The organism is Empedobacter sp. UBA7494 (assembly GCF_002478465.1).
GTDB lineage: Bacteria > Bacteroidota > Bacteroidia > Flavobacteriales > Weeksellaceae > Empedobacter > Empedobacter falsenii_B.
In genome coordinates this window covers 1-17666 of record NZ_DLOC01000092.1, presented here as the reverse complement: position 1 = coordinate 17666, position 17666 = coordinate 1, and the positions used below count along the sequence as shown (strand labels likewise).

The window sequence follows — 17666 nt, the reverse complement described above, 5'->3', positions numbered from 1 at the left end:
AAAATCATTTGTGTAGAATAATTCTAAATAACTATTTTTAGGAAAATTTTATACATGAAAAAATTCTTACTTTTATTTTGTTTGATTTTCTCTCAAATCGGTTTTTCACAAGAGAAATTATCTATCGCAGAAATCCAAAAAATAAGTTCTAAAATCTTAAATACTGAACGAGAAATTTGGGTGAATCTTCCCGAATCATATAATAATTCTAAACTTCAGAAAGTAAATTATCCTGTGATTTATGTGTTAGATGCCGAATCTAATTTTACGTTTTTAACAGGCGTAGTTTCTAAGTTTCAATCTGGTTTTTATCCAGAAATGCCCGAATCGATCATTGTCGGAGTTACGAATAAAAATGGTGATCGAACAAAAGATTTTACACATGTGAATGATGTTAATTTCCTCAATTTTATTCAAACCGAATTGTTTCCTTTTATGCAGAAAAATTATCGCGTGAATGATTTTCGTTTGTTAATTGGACATTCTTTGGGTGGTTATTTTGCGTTGAAAACTTTATACAATCATCCCAAAACTTTCAATGGATATGTTGCGCACGATCCAAGTATTTGGTTTAACAACAAAGAATTATTGAATCTTTATCAAAACTTAGAAAATCATTCTTTCGAGAATCGATTTTTGATGATAACACAAGTTGGTGAAAGTCAAAATGCAGATCATTTACGTGATCATTATCAAAGTATAAAAAAGGTGGACGAACGTTTGAAATCTTCGAAGAATAAATCGTTGAATTATCATTACAAACAATATGTTGACGAAGAACATGGTTCGGTTCCGATGATTGGCTCGATTGATTATTTACGTTGGCAGTTTGATGGTTATCGTGTGAATATTAAAGAGATTCCGAATCAACCAAATTTGGTAAAAGATTCGTTTGAATCGATTTCTAGAAAGTTGAATTATTCTTTTCAACCAACAGAAACGTATATCAACAATGTTGCAAATTATCTGGTAAAACAAAAGAAAACGGATTTAGCAAAACAGTTTTTTGAACAAAATCTGAAAAATTTTCCTGAAAGTTTACAAACAAAAGAAGAATTGAAAAAATTCCTGGACTCGAATAAAAATTAGTAATTTGGTAAAAACATTTTGATGAAAAAATTACTCTATTTAACAACTTTACTAACGACAACTGCATTTGCGCAAGAATTACAATTAGATCAAGCCAAAAAAATATTTGAATTACCAACGCATTGTATCAAGACTGAGTATCCGAATAAACTAGGAAATGTTTTGGGAAGTGATCAGGATTTGAAAACGCCAAAGCAATTGCGTCCAATTTTTTATGGATGTTTTGATTGGCATTCGTCTGTGCATGGATTTTGGTCGATTGTGAAATTGATGAAAGATTTTCCTGAATTGGATCAGAATAATCAGGTTAGAAATGAGTTAAATCAATTGATTACAGCAGAAAATGTTGCGGTTGAAATGGCCTTTTTCAATGATAAAAATAACAAGAATTTCGAACGTACATACGGTTGGGCTTGGTTGTTACAATTGCAAATGGAATTAAATAATTGGCAAGATAAAGATGCGCAAGTTTGGGCAAAAAATCTGAAACCTTTGAGTGATTTGATTATTATTCGATACAAAGAATATTTGCCGAAATTAGTTTATCCAATTCGTACAGGTACGCATGATAACACAGCTTTTGGTTTGAGCTTAGCGATCGATTATGCACGTTCTGTGAATGATAAAACATTCGAAAAAGTGATTACTGATAATGCAAATCGTCTTTATTTAAAAGATAAAAGTTGCAATATTGCTTTCGAACCAAGTGGATCAGATTTTCTTTCGGCTTGTTTGGAAGAGGCTTTGTTGATGTCTAAAATTCATCCGCATGATGAATATAAAAAATGGTTGAAATCATTTTTACCACAATTGTTTGATAAAAAACATGAGCTAAAACCTGGAATTGTTTCGGATCGTACGGATGGGCAATTGGTTCATTTGGATGGTTTGAATTTTAGTCGTGCAACGGCTTTGTATCAAATTTCTGCAAAATTACCAGAGTTAAATTATTTGAATGATTGGGCAAATCATCACTTCAATTATTCGTTCAATAATATTTCAAATGATGATTATATGGGAAGTCATTGGTTGGGAACTTTTGCACTTTATGCGCTGAAAACCAAACGTGAAACTAAAAATTAGCTAATAATAGGGATTTTATAACGATAGAATTGAATCTAAATTTGTTTCAAACAAAACTATACGAAACATTAAATTTTAATTCTATGAAAAAATATTTTTATATCGTCATTGCAGTTTTAGGTCTTGCAGCATTCGGATTTAGTCAATATTCGAAAAGTCAATTAGAAGATCAATTGGCTAAAACAGGGAAATGCGTAGAAGGTGTTGTTGTGGAAACTAGCGGAACATTTAAACGTCCGAAAGCAACTATACAATATCCTGTGAATGATGAAGTTTATGAAGTTACTTTACGATCTAGAGCAGACGTGGACGAAGTTGTATTGATGAAATATGATACGCTGAATCCAGAAGAAGTGTTGCTTGTAGATAATTGTAATTAATTATAGTCTCAAGTTTAAATGAAAAATCCACCAAGTTTTTTGGTGGATTTTTTTATAGTGATGAATTATTTCTAACGATTAAATTTCTTCTAATGTTGGAATAAATTCTTCTTCAATTTCTTTGAAAGTAGCTTCCAAATCAACCAAATTATCTTGTGTAACTAACTTTGTGCGATAAGGTTTAAAATTTGGAATTCCTTTGAAATAATTGGTATAATGCATACGTGTTTCCAAAATTCCTGTACGTTCACCTTTCCAATCAATCGCCCAATTTAAGTGGTTTTTAGCCGCTTCCATTCGTTCTACAATTGTTGGTTCTGGTAACAATTCTCCTGTTTCTCGATAATGTTTAATTTGCTCGAAAATCCAAGGGTAACCAATCGCCGCACGACCAATCATCACACCATCAACACCGTATTTTTCTTTGTATTCTATTGCTTTTTGAGGCGAATCGATATCTCCGTTTCCAAAAATTGGAATTTCTATATTTGGATTAGCTTTTACTTTTGCAATCGGTTCCCAGTCTGCATTTCCTTTATACATTTGTGTACGTGTTCGACCGTGAATTGACAAGGCTTTGATACCTGTTTCTTGCAAACGTTCTGCAACTTCATAAATGTTAATCGAGTCAGAATCCCAACCCAAACGCGTTTTTACAGTAACTGGTAAATGTGTACTTTCAACAACAGATTTTGTTAAACGTACCATCAAATCTATATCTTTTAATACACCAGCTCCAGCGCCTTTACAAACCACTTTTTTTACAGGACATCCAAAGTTAATATCAACAATATCAGGCTGAACAGTCTCGACAATTTTAGCTGACATAGCCATGGCTTCTTCATCTCCACCAAAAATCTGAATACCAATAGGACGTTCGTAATCAAAAATATCTAATTTTTGACGACTTTTTATTGCATCACGAATCAATCCTTCAGATGAAATAAACTCTGTATACATCAAGTCTGCACCATGCATTTTGCATAGGCGACGAAATGGCGGATCACTCACATCTTCCATTGGTGCAAGCAATAAAGGGAAGTCTGGTAATTCTATGTTTCCTATCTTTACCACGAAATAATTTTTTGCAAAATTACATAAAACTTATGAAAGAAGAACGAAAGTCCGAAGGTGTAAATCAATATTTAAAATTTTCTGCGATGGGAATACAGATGGCGGTAACGATTGCGTTATTTGCTTGGTTAGGAACATTTTTGGATAAAAAAATGGAAACAGAGAAGCCATTATGGACGGCTGGCTTATCTTTGCTGGGAGTTTTTGCAGGATTATATTTGATGTTGAAGCAATTACCAAAAAAATAATTTTAATGATTAAGAAATTTATTCTTTTAGCACTTTCTTTTATTGCAATGGTTGCAATTTTTTGTGGTATTCATTACGCAATTGTTGAGCATTATAATTTTAGCGAAAATCCGCTAATTGTTCCAAAAATGTATTTAATAATTGGATTAATTACATTAATGATTTTGCAAGTTGGATGTTTTGTGAAGATAAAATTTCCAGAATATGTTGGTTTTGCCTTTATGGGAGGCATGATTGCGAAGATGGCAATTGTATTAGCATTGATTGTTGTGAATGAACAAATTAAATCAAATGTTGTGCAATTAATTATAAGTTATTTTGTAATTTTGCTAGCCGAAGTTTTAGTGTTTATTCGCTTAATTAATTTAAAGTTAAAAAAAGTTTAATGATTTTTAGCATTTGACTTTGGTAAGTGGTTAATTTACTATAATTTTGCACGCAATTTAGAAACAAAGGAATTATACATGAAATTTTCAGCGTTATTAGCGTTTTTATTACTTTTCAATTTCGGATTCGCCTCTACAACGGTTCCGCACGAAAGTCTTCCAAAAACGTTTGAGGAGTTAATTAAAAGTGAGCAAGTAAAAAGTCAAGAGGAAGCTGCTAAAGTGAAATCTGGCGAATCTACATTTAACCCAGTGCCAGGTATCATGCACCACATTGCAGATGCGCACGATTGGCATTTATGGGGAGAAGGAGAAAAAAGTGTAGGAGTTGCATTACCTGTTATTTTATGGGATAATGGTTTACAGGTTTTTATGTCTTCTAAATTTCACCACAACGAAGCGGTTGTTGAAAGTAACGGAAACTACTACATCAACTACCACGAAAAAATCTACAAAACAGATGCGCAAGGTACAATCAAACCTCACGTAGACGAAAAAGGAGCTATTCATTTAGAAAATGAAAAACCATTAGATTTTTCTATTACGAAAAACGTAACATCAATGTTAATCTCTTTCGTGATTTTAATCTTAGTTTTCTCTGCAGTTGCATCTAACTACAAAAAAGGAAATATGGTACCAAAAGGTATTGCAGGATTTATCGAACCAATTATTATTTTTGTTCGTGATGAAGTAGCAATTCCAAATATTGGTGAGAAAAAATATGCGAAATTTATGCCTTATTTATTAACGTTATTTTTCTTCATTTGGATCAACAATTTATTAGGATTATTACCAGGTGCAGCTAACGTTACAGGTAATATCGCAGTTACATTTGTATTAGCATTAATCGCATTAATCGTAATTAATTTCTCAGGAAACAAAGGTTACTGGGGACATATGTTATGGATGCCAGGTGTACCGGTTCCAGTAAAATTGATCTTAGCTCCAATTGAGTTAATCGGGATTATTACAAAACCTTTCGCCTTAATGATTCGTTTATTTGCGAACATTACAGCAGGTCACATCATTATTATGTCGTTAATTTCGTTAATCTTTATTTTCCAAACAGAAGCTATGGCAGGTGGATCTATTCCATTAGCGTTATTTATCTACTGTTTAGAGTTATTAGTAGCGGCATTACAAGCGTTCGTATTCACAATGTTAGTTTCGTTATTCATCGGAACAGCAGTAGCAGAACACGATCATCATTAAGAATAGAATATAAAAAACAATAAAATAATTTTTTAATAATTAAATACAATTATCATGACAGGAAGTATTGCAGCAATCGGAGCTGGTTTAGCAGTTTTAGGAGTTGGTTTAGGTATCGGTAAAATCGGTGGATCAGCTATGGAAGGAATCGCTAGACAACCAGAAGCGGCTTCAAAAATTCAAACAGCTATGATTATCGCAGCAGCCTTAATCGAGGGTGCAGGTTTATTCGGTATCGTAGTTGCGTTATTAGGTAACGGATAATATTTGAATTAAAATTAGCTTCAATAACGGTTGGTTGTTGAAGCTAATTCATTAAAAAATTAATTAGTAAAAAATAAAATTTAATACATACACACAATGGATTTAATTACACCTTCAGTTGGTCTTATTTTTTGGACTGCGGTCGTATTTATCATCTTATTAGTATTGTTAAGATCATTAGCTTGGAAACCAATTTTATCTGCAGTTAAAGAAAGAGAACAATCTATCGAGGATGCATTAAACGCAGCTAAAAAAGCGAAAGAAGAGATGGCTTTATTAAACGCTCAAAACGAGAAAATCATGAAAGAGGCTCGTGCTGAACGTGATGCTATCTTGAAAGAAGCGCGTGAAATGAAAGAAAATATCATCAACGAGGCGAAAAATTCTGCAACTGTAGAAGCAAACAAATTAATTGAAAATGCTAAGTCAGCTATCCAAAATGAAAAGGCATCAGCTATGGCTGATATCAAAAATCAAGTTGGACAGTTGTCAATTGAAATTGCTGAAAAAATCTTAACTAAAGAATTGTCAGACAAATCTGCACAAGAAGCTTTAGTGAATGATGTTATTGATCAAGTTAAATTCAATTAATCATGGCAGGATTCAGAGCAGCACATAGATATGCTAAAGGTTTGATGGAGTTTGCGAATGAAGCAAACCAAACAGACGTAGTGTATGCTGAAATGAATGATGTTCGCAAAGTCATTAAAGAGAATGATGATTTAAGAGTTTTCTTAAATTCTCCAGTGATTGATGCAAAGAAAAAAGAAGCTGTTTTGAGTGAGATTTTCAAATCTTTATCAAAAACTTCTCAAACATTCATTTCGTTAGTCGTAAGACATGGTAGAGAAAATATTTTGTCTAAAATTGCAGATCAGTTTATTTCATTATACGATTTAGCAAATAATATTGTAACAGCAGAAATTACTTCGGCAGTACAATTAGATCAAAATACAATTGATAATATTGTAGCAAAAGCGAAACAAACTTTAGCTGCAAATAGTCAAGTAAAAGTAGAGAACAAAATTGATGCATCTTTAATTGGAGGTTTCGTTTTAAAAATTGGAAACAATCAAGTTGATTCGTCAATCAAAACTAAGTTAGCTACATTAAAAAAAGATTTTTCGAAAAACGAATACATTCCTAAATTTTAAATATTTCAGAAATGCCAGAAATAAATCCAGCTGAAGTTTCAGCTATATTAAAACAACAACTTACAAGCTTTGATTCATCAGTTGAATTAGCAGAAGTAGGAACCGTTCTAACTGTTGGGGATGGTATTGCTCGTGTTTACGGGTTAGATAATGCTCAATACGGAGAATTAGTAGAATTCTCAAACGGGTTAGAAGGAATGGTACAAAACCTTGAAGAAGACAACGTAGGTATTGTACTTTTCGGACCTTCAAAAGGTATTAAAGAAGGTGACACTGTAAAACGTACAAACAAAATTGCATCTATTAACGTAGGTGAAGGAATGTTAGGACGTGTTGTAGATATGTTAGGAAATCCTATCGATGGTAAAGGACCAATCGAAGGACAATTATATGAAATGCCTATCGAGCGTAAAGCTCCTGGGGTTATCTATCGTCAACCAGTAAACGAACCATTACAAACAGGTATCGTTTCTATTGACTCGATGATTCCAATTGGACGTGGACAACGTGAGTTAATCATTGGTGACCGTCAAACAGGTAAAACTTCTGTTGCTTTAGATGCAATCTTAAATCAAAAAGAGTTTTACGATAGAAGAGAAACAGTTTTCTGTATCTATGTTGCAGTAGGACAAAAAGGTTCTACAGTAGCAGGTATCATGAAAACATTACAAGACCACGGTGCAGATAAATATACAGTAGTAGTTGCTGCTAATGCATCTGATCCAGCTCCAATGCAAGTATATGCTCCAATGGCAGGTGCTGCAATCGGAGAGTACTTCCGTGACTCTGGTCGTCCAGCGTTAATTGTTTATGATGATTTATCTAAACAAGCCGTTGCATACCGTGAGGTGTCTTTATTATTACGTCGCCCACCAGGACGTGAAGCATATCCTGGAGACGTTTTCTACTTACACTCTCGTTTATTAGAGCGTGCTGCAAAAGTAATCAAAGATGATGCAATCGCATCTCAAATGAATGATTTACCAGAATCTATGAAAGGTATCGTAAAAGGTGGTGGTTCTTTAACTGCTTTACCAATTATCGAAACTCAAGCTGGTGATGTTTCTGCATATATCCCAACAAATGTAATTTCGATTACTGATGGACAAATCTTCTTAGAGTCTGATTTATTCAACTCAGGTGTTCGTCCAGCAATCAACGTAGGTATCTCTGTATCTCGTGTTGGTGGTTCTGCACAAACAAAACCAATGAAAAAAGTATCTGGTACATTAAAATTAGACCAAGCACAATATCGTGAGTTAGAAGCTTTCGCAAAATTTGGTTCTGATTTAGATGCAGCTACAATGAACGTAATTGGTAAAGGTGAACGTAACGTTGAGTTATTAAAACAAGGTGTTAACGCTCCAATTCCAGTTGAAGAACAAGTAGCAGTTATTTATGCGGGTACTAATGGTATGTTGAAAAACGTTCCAGTTAACCAAGTGAAAGAGTGGCAAGGTGACTTTGTTGAGTTAATGCGCAACAAATATGCAGACACTTTAACATCTATCCGTTTAGGTAAATGGACTGATGAAATTATGGATGTATTGAAGAAAGTTATCACAGAAACTACTTCTAAATACTAATAAAATATAAATGAAACTTAGAGGTTTCTGAATCTCTAAGTTCCTTTTAATCCTTCATCTCAAATAGAATTATGCCAAATTTAAAAGATATACGTAACCGTATTACTTCTGTAGGTTCTACAATGCAGATTACAAGTGCTATGAAATTAGTTTCTGCTGCAAAACTAAAACGTGCTACAGATTCTATCGTACAGTTACGTCCTTATGCAGATAAATTACGTGAACTTTTACAAAATGTAAGTTCTACTTTAGAAGCTGAAGTAGGAGGTGCATTAACAGAAGAGCGCGAAGTTAATAAAGTACTTTTAGTCGTTATTAACTCGAATAGAGGTTTATGTGGAGGATACAACTCAAGCATCATCAAAAAAGTAAATGCGTTATTAGCTGGCGAATTAGCAAGTAAACACGTAGAGATTTTAGCAATTGGTAAAAAAGCTAATGATACTTTTAGTAAAACACAAACTATCTATAAAAATGCATCAAGCATTTGGGATAATTTAAATTTTGCAGATGTGGCTGAAATTGCAGACGATTTAGTAGAGAAATTTACTGTAGGTGACTTTGATCAAATCAGAATTATCTACAATCAATTTCAAAATGCAGCTGTTCAAATTGTACAAGACGAACAATTTTTACCAGTCGTTTTAGAGAAAACTGAAGAAGAAGCAAACAATTCAGCAGAGTTAGATTATATCTTCAACCCTTCGAAAGAAGAAATTTTAAGAGACTTGATCCCTCAAACGTTGAAAACGCAATTATTCAAAGCCGTATTAGATGCTAACGCTTCTGAACATGGAGCACGTATGACTGCAATGCATAAAGCAACAGACAACGCAAGCGAATTACAAAAAGGATTGAAAATTCAATACAACAAAGCTCGTCAAGCTGCTATTACAAACGAGATCTTAGAGATCGTTGGTGGTGCAGAAGCATTGAATGCGTAAAAACAAAGACTTATCTTATTTTTAAATAGAAAAGCAACTTCATCTCGAAGTTGCTTTTTTTTATAATGTTTACTTTAGATTATAAAGAAGTAATAAACACTTTTGAATAATTATTCTTTAACATATGTATTGAAGAAATACTTCTACTTAGTTATTACTTTATTCAGGATGATAATTTTTGTAATCATATATCTAATTAGAATTCTCATTATTTTATTCTTTTTATAAATTAAAATGAAATAAATTATTTCCTCAAGACATTTCAATAAAAACGTCAAGTGATTTTACCTAAAAGCTAAGGTGGTTTTGATTAAAACGTCTCGACATTTTATATCAAACAAAAAGTCCTAAGAAATACTCAGGACTTTTCTATTGTTATCATCGAAACTAAGTTTCTATTTATTTCATTTGAAATAATGGGCGAGAAGACATGAACTCGTTTACACGATCTGCAACTCCATCAATGATTTCTTCGTTATCAATATTCATTAATACTTCGTCAATCAAGTCAGTAACAGTTTGCATATCTGCTTCAACCAACCCACGAGTTGTTACAGCAGCCGTACCTAAACGAATCCCCGATGTAACGAAAGGAGATTTATCATCGAAAGGAACCATGTTTTTGTTACAAGTGATTTCTGCCAAAACTAAAGCGTTTTCTGCTTGTTTCCCAGAAATACCTTTGTTACGTAAGTCGATCAACATACAGTGATTATCTGTACCTCCGGAAACAATGTCATAACCTTTTGCAACCAATGCCGCAGCTAAAGCCTTAGCATTCTTCACAACTTGTACAATATAGTCCATATAACCGTCAGATAAAGCCTCTTCAAAAGCAATAGCTTTAGACGCGATTACATGCTCCAAAGGCCCACCTTGTGTACCAGGGAACACTGCTCCGTTCAAGATTTGAGACATCATTTTCACTTCACCTTTAGGAGTTTTTGCTCCCCAAGGGTTCTCAAAATCTTTCCCCATCATAATGACTCCACCACGAGGACCACGTAAAGTTTTGTGAGTTGTCGTCGTTACGATATGACAATGAGGCATAGGATCGTTTAAGATTCCGCGGGCGATTAACCCAGCAGGATGCGAGATATCAGCTAATAACAAAGCACCAACTTCATCAGCTACCTCACGAAATTTAGCATAATCTATGTCTCTTGAATATGCCGAAGCACCACAAATTATCATTTGAGGCTTCTCTTTACGAGCAGTTTCTGCCATAGCTTCGTAGTCAATTCTTCCCGTCTCTTTGTCGACTCCATAGAAAGAAGTTTGGTAAGTTAACCCAGAAAAATTAACAGGAGAACCGTGAGTTAAGTGCCCTCCGTGCGATAAATCGAATCCTAAGATCTTGTCTCCTGGTTTCAAACATGCTAAGTAAACAGCTGCATTTGCCTGAGATCCTGAGTGAGGTTGCACATTTGCATACTCTGCATTAAACAACGCTTTCAAACGATCAATTGCAATAGTTTCTACTTCGTCTACAACTTCGCAGCCACCGTAATAGCGCTTTCCAGGATAACCTTCTGCATATTTATTTGTCAAAACAGAACCCATCGCGCGCATTACGTTGTCTGAAACAAAGTTTTCTGACGCGATTAATTCAATTCCATTCAGTTGTCTTTCTTTTTCTTCTTCAATCAAATCGAAGATTACATCTTGTGCCATGTTTTGTTTGTATTAATTGTGTTTCAAATATAAGCTTTTATCATTAGAATTTCTAACTGATATATTCGTAATAACCTAAGAGTTATCAAAACAATTTTTCTAATGATTTGGGCGTTTCCTTCGGGCGGGCTATTCGTTGCAATCTTTACTTTGTAACTTCGCTATCGCTTTGTTTCACGCAAAGGATTTCCACTACTATCCCTAACGCATCTCGAGTTGTGAGTAACAAGTTCTTAGTTTTGAGTAATAATATTTATACTTTTTTCAGAATCATACCTTATTAATAATTGAAAACTAATTTACTTATTCAAAGGAATTTCAAATGACCTTTCAATAAAAAGGCGTTAAAAAAATGAAGAAATTCGAAGCGATAAAAAAGATTTAACCGATAGGTTTTTAAATCTTTTCGCGTAGAATGAATCATTTTCAGCCGATTTATTGAGGTCTTGATTTTTTTGTTTCGTTTTTTCATCAAGGAAAAAATGAAAGATGGTTTCTTAGATATTTAAAATTTCTAATTTCTAAACCAACCAACTATCAATTTCTCTCATTAAATTTACAGCATGAAAAACCCTACTTTTTGCATTGGTTTAATGTCTGGAACTTCGTTAGATGGTTTGGATATTTGCTATGTACGATTTGATGGTAACCAACATTTCGAAATTTTACATGCCGAAACTATAGATTATTCATCCGATTGGCGAACAAAACTAACAGAAGCTTTTCAATATTCGGCAATGGATTTATGCCAACTAGATGTAGAGTATGGTTATTTTCTTGGAGAACAAGTAAAAGAATTTATTCATAAAAATAAGATTAGAAAAGTAGATTTTGTTGCATCTCACGGGCAAACTATTTTTCATCAACCGCAGAAATCATTCACTTTGCAAATAGGAAATGGTTTAGCAATTGCGTCGCGTTGTCAACAAAAAGTGGTGTGCGATTTCAGAACACAAGACGTTATTTTAGGAGGACAAGGAGCGCCTTTGGTTCCGATTGGGGACGAATTATTATTTTCTAACTATGATGCATGTTTAAACCTTGGAGGTTTTTCTAACATTTCGATGAATAGAAATGGAAAACGAATTGCATTTGATATCTGCCCAATTAATATTGTCTTGAATCATTATGCAAAACAACTCGGTTTTGATTTTGATAAAAATGGAGAACGAGCAGAACAAGGACATATTAATACCGCATTAGTTGAAGAATTGAATCTTTTGAATTTTTATCATCAACCTTTTCCAAAATCATTAGGTTTTGAATGGGTTATGAATGAGTTTTTAACAATTGTTGATAAGTACGATATTTCTATCGAAGATAAGCTGAGAAGTTGTGTGGAGCATTTTGTAATTCAAATTAAAAATACCTTTGCTTTATATGATATCAACAACGTGTTGATAACTGGAGGAGGAGTTCGAAATACATTTTTTATCAATCGTTTAGGAGAATTATCAACTGTTGAAATCATTATTCCAACTGATAATTTAATCGATTTTAAAGAAGCCTTAATATTTGCATTCCTTGGTTATCGTCGTGTTTATAACGAAATAAATTGTTTGGCATCTGTAACAGGAGCGAGCAAAGACCATTCGTCTGGAATTATATATCACTTATAAAGTCTATCTAAATAATAGAGTTTAAAAAATATTTTATTTACATTTATTCGATAACCAAGAATAAATGCGATATGAAATATTCGAAAAATAAAGATGTTATTTTACTTCATAGCTTATTTGGAAGCCTTAGTAATTGGGGAAATGTTATCAAGAATATTGAAATAAATTATAATGTTTATACGCCAACATTTCCTTTATTTTCTACACATTTCAAAAGAAATTCACTTCAAAATTTAGTTCAATTTCTAGAAAATTATATTCAATCTAATAAAATTGAAAATCCAATATTAATTGGAAATTCTTTGGGCGGTCATGTTGTACTGCTGTATGCGTTGGCACATCCAAATTTGTTTGATAAATTGATTTTAGCTGGAAGTTCAGGTTTGTATGAAAGCAATTTGCAGGCTTCTTTTGTGCGTGTGCGAGATTACGAGTATATCAAAAATAAGGTAGAAGATGTTTTTGAAACAAAAAATGTTGTAACAAAAGAGTTGGTTGATGATGTTTTTTCGGCCGCTAATACGCCTACAAAAGCTTTGTCTATAATTTAAATTGCGCGAGATGCAAAGCGACAAAATTTGAAACATCTTTTACATAAAATAGATCAGCCAGTTTTATTGGTTTGGGGAAAACAAGATATTGTGACACCGCCAAATGTTGCTGAAGAGTTTTTTGCACATTTACCTAATGCAAAATTAGCTTATATCGATCATTGTGGTCATGTGCCGATGATGGAGCAGCCGATACTTTTTAATCAACATATTAATCAATTTTTAAGTGCTTAAAAATGAATCATCCCGAGTATTTAGCTTTTGCTTTACCAGCTTTTTTTCTTTTTTTATGGCTTGAATATGTAGTTGTTAAAAAGAAAAAATTAAAGAATATTTATAAGTATGAAAGTTCGGTTTCTAATATTTCAATAGGAATTGCAGAACGATTATTGAATCTTTTTATTACGGTAAGTTTTTACAATTTGTATGTTTGGATTTACGAAAATTATCGTCTTTTAGATATTTCAAATGCTTGGTGGATTTGGGTTGTGATGCTTCTAGCGACAGATTTTGTTTGGTATTGGTATCATCGTTTGGGACATGAAGTCAATATTTTTTGGGGAGCCCATATTGTGCATCATCAATCCGAAGAATTTAATTTTACGGTGGCGGCACGTATAACGACTTTGCAAGCAATTGTTCGCAATATTTTTTGGTGTATTTTGCCTTTTATTGGTTTTCATCCAAATTTAGTGATGACGATTTTGGTGGTTCATGGCGTGTATTCTTTTTTTACGCATACGCAGATTTTGGAGAAACAAAAATGGATTGAATATATTTTTATAACACCTTCTCTTCATGGTGTTCATCATGCTTCTGACGAAAAATATTTGGACAAAAATTATGGAGATGTATTTGTTTTTTGGGACATATTATTTGGTACTTTTCAGAAAGAAGAAGAAAAACCAAGATATGGATTGACGCATCCTATCAATAGTTACAGTTTTTTGTGGCAACATTTTCATTATTATTTAGAGTTGTATGAAGCTGCTCGAAGAAAATCCTCCATTAAAGAAAAATTGACGATATATTTTGGTAGTCCAGCAGTGATGGATCAGGAAATAAGACCAATTATTGAAAAGAAATGGGTGTCTAAGAATAAAGGGAATAGTTATCATTTCAAATACAAAGGTTATATTAATTTACAATTGATTTTATCGTTTTTTGCGATGAGTATTCTAACATATTACTTTGATCAATTTGATAATTTAACCAAAGGTTTCTTCGTTGTATTTGTCTTGATTACATTTATAAATATTGGTGCACAATTAGAACAAAAAAGATGGGTACCGTATTTAGAACATATTAGATTTTTAGTGTTTTGTAGTTTTTTTATCATTCAATCTCATAATTATTTCTTGCTGATTTTACCTTTCATATTCGTTTTTATCATCGAAAAGATGTTTAATTTTAGTAATTGGTATCAAAAAAGTATTTTGAAGATTATATAAATGATAATTTAGGTCTTATTGTTTCGTTTAGATTAGGCGGTTAAAAACGAGTTCATTATTTTTACCAAACTAAAAAAAATATAATGATAGTTTCTAAACTTTTTAACCAATTTTTTCATAGCCAAACCTCAGGAGGAATTTTATTGATTTTCTGTACTGCGTTTTCTTTATTATTAGCCAATTCACCAATTGCAGAATCTTATGATTCTATTTGGGAAATTAATCTATTTGGTCATCATTTTTCACATTGGATTAATGATGGTTTGATGGCTATTTTCTTTTTCTTGATTGGTTTAGAATTAAAACGCGAAGTTTTTGTAGGTGAATTGTCGGATACTAAAAAAGCAATTTTACCTGTTTTTGCAGCTTTGGGAGGAATGTTAATTCCTGCATTTATTTTCTTTTTTACGAATAAAGGAACGGATACCATTCATGGTTTTGGAATTCCGATGGCGACAGATATTGCTTTTGCTGTTGCTATTATAACAATGTTAGGAAATAGAGTTCCATTATCATTAAAAGTATTTTTAACAGCTTTAGCTGTGATTGACGATTTAGGAGCAATTATCGTGATTGCATTATTTTATCCAAACCCAGAATTACCTTTAGATTTTACACAATTCGGAATTGCAATAGCCATTTTATTAGGTCTTTTCGCTTTAAATAAATTAAAAATAAAATCAATGATTCCTTATATCATTGGAGGGATTGCTGTTTGGTGGTTTATGTTGCATTCGGGTATTCACGCTACAATTGCGGGAGTTTTGGTTGCATTTACAATTCCATTTGATAAGGACGATTCTAAATCACTTTCAGCTAAAATGGAACATGCTTTACATTTACCAGTCGCATTTATTATTTTGCCTTTATTTGCCTTAGCAAATACAGCAATTAGAATTGATGGCGGAGGATTAGCGCATTTTAGTATTCCATTAGCTTCGGGTATTTTTTTAGGATTAGTTGTCGGAAAACCAGTCGGAATTACATTATTTACATGGATTGCGGTTAAATTAGGATTGTGTGAATTACCTACAGCAGTAAATTTCAAACGAGTTTTTGGTGTCGGAATTTTAGGAGGAATTGGATTTACAATGTCTATTTTTGTTTCGATGTTGGCCTTCAAAGACCCAAGTTATATAAATGAAGCGAAATTGATGATTTTAGTAGCTTCGTTAACAGCTGCTATTGTTGGATTTATTGTTTTAAAAATATTATTAACTACAAAACAAGATTATTCAGATTAAGAATAGTCAATTCATAAATAATAGAATCGAATTTTTCTTCGGAGAAATTCGATTTTTTTTTGAAGATGATTCCGTAACTTCGTGTAAAATTTTTGAATAAATGAGAACGTATCAAGAAACAATCGATTGGTTGTTTACAAATTTACCAATGTTTCAACGTGTTGGAGCATCAGCAATGAAAGCAGATTTAACAAATATTACAGCTTTATGCGAGTATTTGGGAAATCCTCAAACTAAGTTTAAAACGGTTCATATTGCAGGGACAAATGGTAAAGGAAGTACGTCTCATATGTTGGCCTCTATTTTTCAGGAAGCAGGTTATAAAACAGGTTTGACAACTTCTCCACATCTCAAAGATTTCCGTGAACGAATACGTGTAAATGGAGAAATGGCTGATGAAGAATTTGTGATTGATTTTGTGAATAAGCATGAGCAAAAAATAATTGATCAAAAAGCATCTTTTTTTGAAATTGCAATTGCGATGGCTTTCGAATATTTTGCACAACAGAAAGTTGATATCGCGATTATAGAAACTGGTTTGGGCGGACGATTAGATTCAACGAATATTATTTTACCAGAACTTTCTGTGATTACGAACATTGGTTTAGATCATACACAATTTTTGGGTGATACATTGGACAAAATTGCATTTGAAAAAGCTGGTATCATAAAACCAAATACAGCGGTTGTAATTGGTGAAACAACAGCAGAGACAAAAACAATTTTTGAACAAGTAGCGAAAGATAGAAATGCAAAAATCATTTTTGCTGAAGAAAAACATTTTCAAGATTTAGCTTCAGATTTGAAAGGGTCTTATCAAATCAAAAATAAACGTACCGTTTTAACCGCTATTGAACAATTGCAAAAACAAGGTTGGGCAGTCTCTCCTGAAAATATTACGAATGGCTTATTGAATGTTGTAAAGAATACAAATTTGCGCGGACGTTGGGATATTTTAGGACAACACCCATTAATTGTTGCTGATACTGCGCATAATCCACATGGTTTAGCAGAGGTTTCAAAACAAATAAATGAGCAAGCTTATAATCAATTGCATTTGGTTTTAGGATTTGTGAATGATAAAGATGTTTTATCTATTTTAAATTTCTTTCCTAAAAAAGCAACTTATTATTTCTGTCAACCAGATGTTCCTCGAAAATATGACATTGACGACTTGTATAAAATCATACCAGAAGATATTACCGATAAACACTTTTTTGATACTGTAGAAAAGGCATTAATTGCTGCAAAATCAAATGCAACAGAAAATGACATGATTTACGTTGGAGGTAGTACATTTATTGTTGCAGAAGTCATCTAATTTTAAAATAATATGAAATAAATCATGATAGACTCCGCTTGAATAGCGGAGTCTATATTTTTTATAACCTATAATAATTATTTTATGTATTAAATGCATGTAATTCATGATTTTGAAAGTTTTTTTACTGAATTTACGATGGTTTTGTTAACTCAAAAAATATGAAAAAAGTTTTATTTGTTTTTACACTTATAGCAACTGCGACATTTGTAAAATCACAGGTAGATGGATATCCCCTGAATTTTATAGTATAAGTTAAGCTACATATTTTAAAAATTGTAAATTATACCCGTTGTGCATTTTGATTGATAAATAATAAAGTTGTTCATTTGATTGAAAAAGAGTAAATTTATTTAACTTCAAAGTGTTTACAATGAACAACTTAC

19 protein-coding genes are annotated in these 17666 nt (G+C 32.6%); 17 read left to right on the top strand and 2 right to left on the bottom strand.

Annotation, left to right across the window (positions count from 1 at the left end; genetic code table 11):
* Positions 1-54: 54 nt before the first annotated feature.
* From B4E95_RS10810 to B4E95_RS10800, 3 genes are all read left to right on the top strand, one after another.
* Positions 55-1089, top strand: coding sequence for an alpha/beta hydrolase (locus B4E95_RS10810; RefSeq protein WP_291091478.1), 1035 nt, complete (start codon positions 55-57; stop codon positions 1087-1089).
* A gap of 21 nt (positions 1090-1110) precedes the next feature.
* Positions 1111-2172, top strand: coding sequence for a DUF2891 domain-containing protein (locus B4E95_RS10805; protein WP_291047645.1), 1062 nt, complete (start codon positions 1111-1113; stop codon positions 2170-2172).
* Between the two features lie 83 nt (positions 2173-2255).
* A complete protein-coding gene (locus tag B4E95_RS10800; RefSeq protein WP_221854236.1) occupies positions 2256-2552 on the top strand; it encodes a hypothetical protein in 297 nt (98 codons plus the stop codon).
* Positions 2553-2630: 78 nt separating this feature from the next.
* Here B4E95_RS10800 and dusB read toward each other — a convergent pair whose 3' ends face one another.
* Positions 2631-3626 (bottom strand): tRNA dihydrouridine synthase DusB, encoded by a 996-nt coding sequence (dusB, locus tag B4E95_RS10795; RefSeq protein ID WP_291091476.1) that lies wholly within the window; start codon positions 3624-3626, stop codon positions 2631-2633.
* 32 nt (positions 3627-3658) lie between these two features.
* Between dusB and B4E95_RS10790 the strand changes: the two genes are divergently transcribed.
* From B4E95_RS10790 to atpG, 8 genes are all read left to right on the top strand, one after another.
* Positions 3659-3874: an AtpZ/AtpI family protein gene (locus B4E95_RS10790; protein WP_286496233.1), complete on the top strand. Its 216-nt coding sequence runs from the start codon at positions 3659-3661 to the stop codon at positions 3872-3874.
* 5 nt (positions 3875-3879) lie between these two features.
* Positions 3880-4260: a hypothetical protein gene (locus B4E95_RS10785; protein WP_114997874.1), complete on the top strand. Its 381-nt coding sequence runs from the start codon at positions 3880-3882 to the stop codon at positions 4258-4260.
* Positions 4261-4338: 78 nt separating this feature from the next.
* On the top strand, positions 4339-5472 hold the full coding sequence (gene atpB / locus B4E95_RS10780; RefSeq protein ID WP_291091474.1) for a F0F1 ATP synthase subunit A: 1134 nt from the start codon (positions 4339-4341) through the stop codon (positions 5470-5472).
* A 54-nt stretch (positions 5473-5526) separates the two neighbouring features.
* Entirely contained in the window at positions 5527-5736 is a 210-nt protein-coding gene (atpE, locus tag B4E95_RS10775) for an ATP synthase F0 subunit C (protein WP_013598300.1), read from the top strand.
* A 96-nt stretch (positions 5737-5832) separates the two neighbouring features.
* The gene (locus B4E95_RS10770) at positions 5833-6327 is read left to right on the top strand and encodes a F0F1 ATP synthase subunit B (protein WP_038335122.1); all 495 of its coding nucleotides are present in this window, start codon (positions 5833-5835) and stop codon (positions 6325-6327) included.
* Positions 6328-6329: 2 nt separating this feature from the next.
* A complete protein-coding gene (gene atpH / locus B4E95_RS10765; RefSeq protein WP_038335127.1) occupies positions 6330-6890 on the top strand; it encodes an ATP synthase F1 subunit delta in 561 nt (186 codons plus the stop codon).
* An 11-nt stretch (positions 6891-6901) separates the two neighbouring features.
* Positions 6902-8476, top strand: a complete 1575-nt coding sequence (gene atpA / locus B4E95_RS10760; protein WP_291091473.1) for a F0F1 ATP synthase subunit alpha — start codon at positions 6902-6904, stop codon at positions 8474-8476.
* A gap of 71 nt (positions 8477-8547) precedes the next feature.
* A complete protein-coding gene (atpG, locus tag B4E95_RS10755; protein WP_291069038.1) occupies positions 8548-9420 on the top strand; it encodes an ATP synthase F1 subunit gamma in 873 nt (290 codons plus the stop codon).
* A gap of 399 nt (positions 9421-9819) precedes the next feature.
* Here the strand turns inward: atpG and glyA are convergent, their stop codons facing one another.
* Complete coding sequence (glyA, locus tag B4E95_RS10750; protein WP_291091472.1) at positions 9820-11094, bottom strand: serine hydroxymethyltransferase; 1275 nt, start codon at positions 11092-11094, stop codon at positions 9820-9822.
* A 563-nt stretch (positions 11095-11657) separates the two neighbouring features.
* Between glyA and B4E95_RS10745 the strand changes: the two genes are divergently transcribed.
* The 6 genes from B4E95_RS10745 (at position 11658) to B4E95_RS10720 (ending at position 17280) form a co-directional block, all read left to right on the top strand.
* Positions 11658-12713 carry an anhydro-N-acetylmuramic acid kinase gene (locus B4E95_RS10745; RefSeq protein WP_291091470.1) on the top strand — a complete coding sequence of 352 codons (1056 nt, stop codon included), beginning with the start codon at positions 11658-11660 and terminating at the stop codon, positions 12711-12713.
* Positions 12714-12784: 71 nt separating this feature from the next.
* A complete protein-coding gene (locus B4E95_RS10740) occupies positions 12785-13264 on the top strand; it encodes an alpha/beta fold hydrolase (protein WP_291091469.1) in 480 nt (159 codons plus the stop codon).
* Positions 13265-13291: 27 nt separating this feature from the next.
* Positions 13292-13498: an alpha/beta fold hydrolase gene (locus B4E95_RS10735; RefSeq protein WP_291091468.1), complete on the top strand. Its 207-nt coding sequence runs from the start codon at positions 13292-13294 to the stop codon at positions 13496-13498.
* 2 nt (positions 13499-13500) lie between these two features.
* The gene (locus B4E95_RS10730) at positions 13501-14715 is read left to right on the top strand and encodes a sterol desaturase family protein (RefSeq protein WP_291091467.1); all 1215 of its coding nucleotides are present in this window, start codon (positions 13501-13503) and stop codon (positions 14713-14715) included.
* A gap of 83 nt (positions 14716-14798) precedes the next feature.
* The gene (nhaA, locus tag B4E95_RS10725; protein WP_291091466.1) at positions 14799-15959 is read left to right on the top strand and encodes a Na+/H+ antiporter NhaA; all 1161 of its coding nucleotides are present in this window, start codon (positions 14799-14801) and stop codon (positions 15957-15959) included.
* Between the two features lie 100 nt (positions 15960-16059).
* The gene (locus B4E95_RS10720) at positions 16060-17280 is read left to right on the top strand and encodes a bifunctional folylpolyglutamate synthase/dihydrofolate synthase (RefSeq protein ID WP_291061176.1); all 1221 of its coding nucleotides are present in this window, start codon (positions 16060-16062) and stop codon (positions 17278-17280) included.
* The last annotated feature ends 386 nt before the right edge of the window (positions 17281-17666 follow it).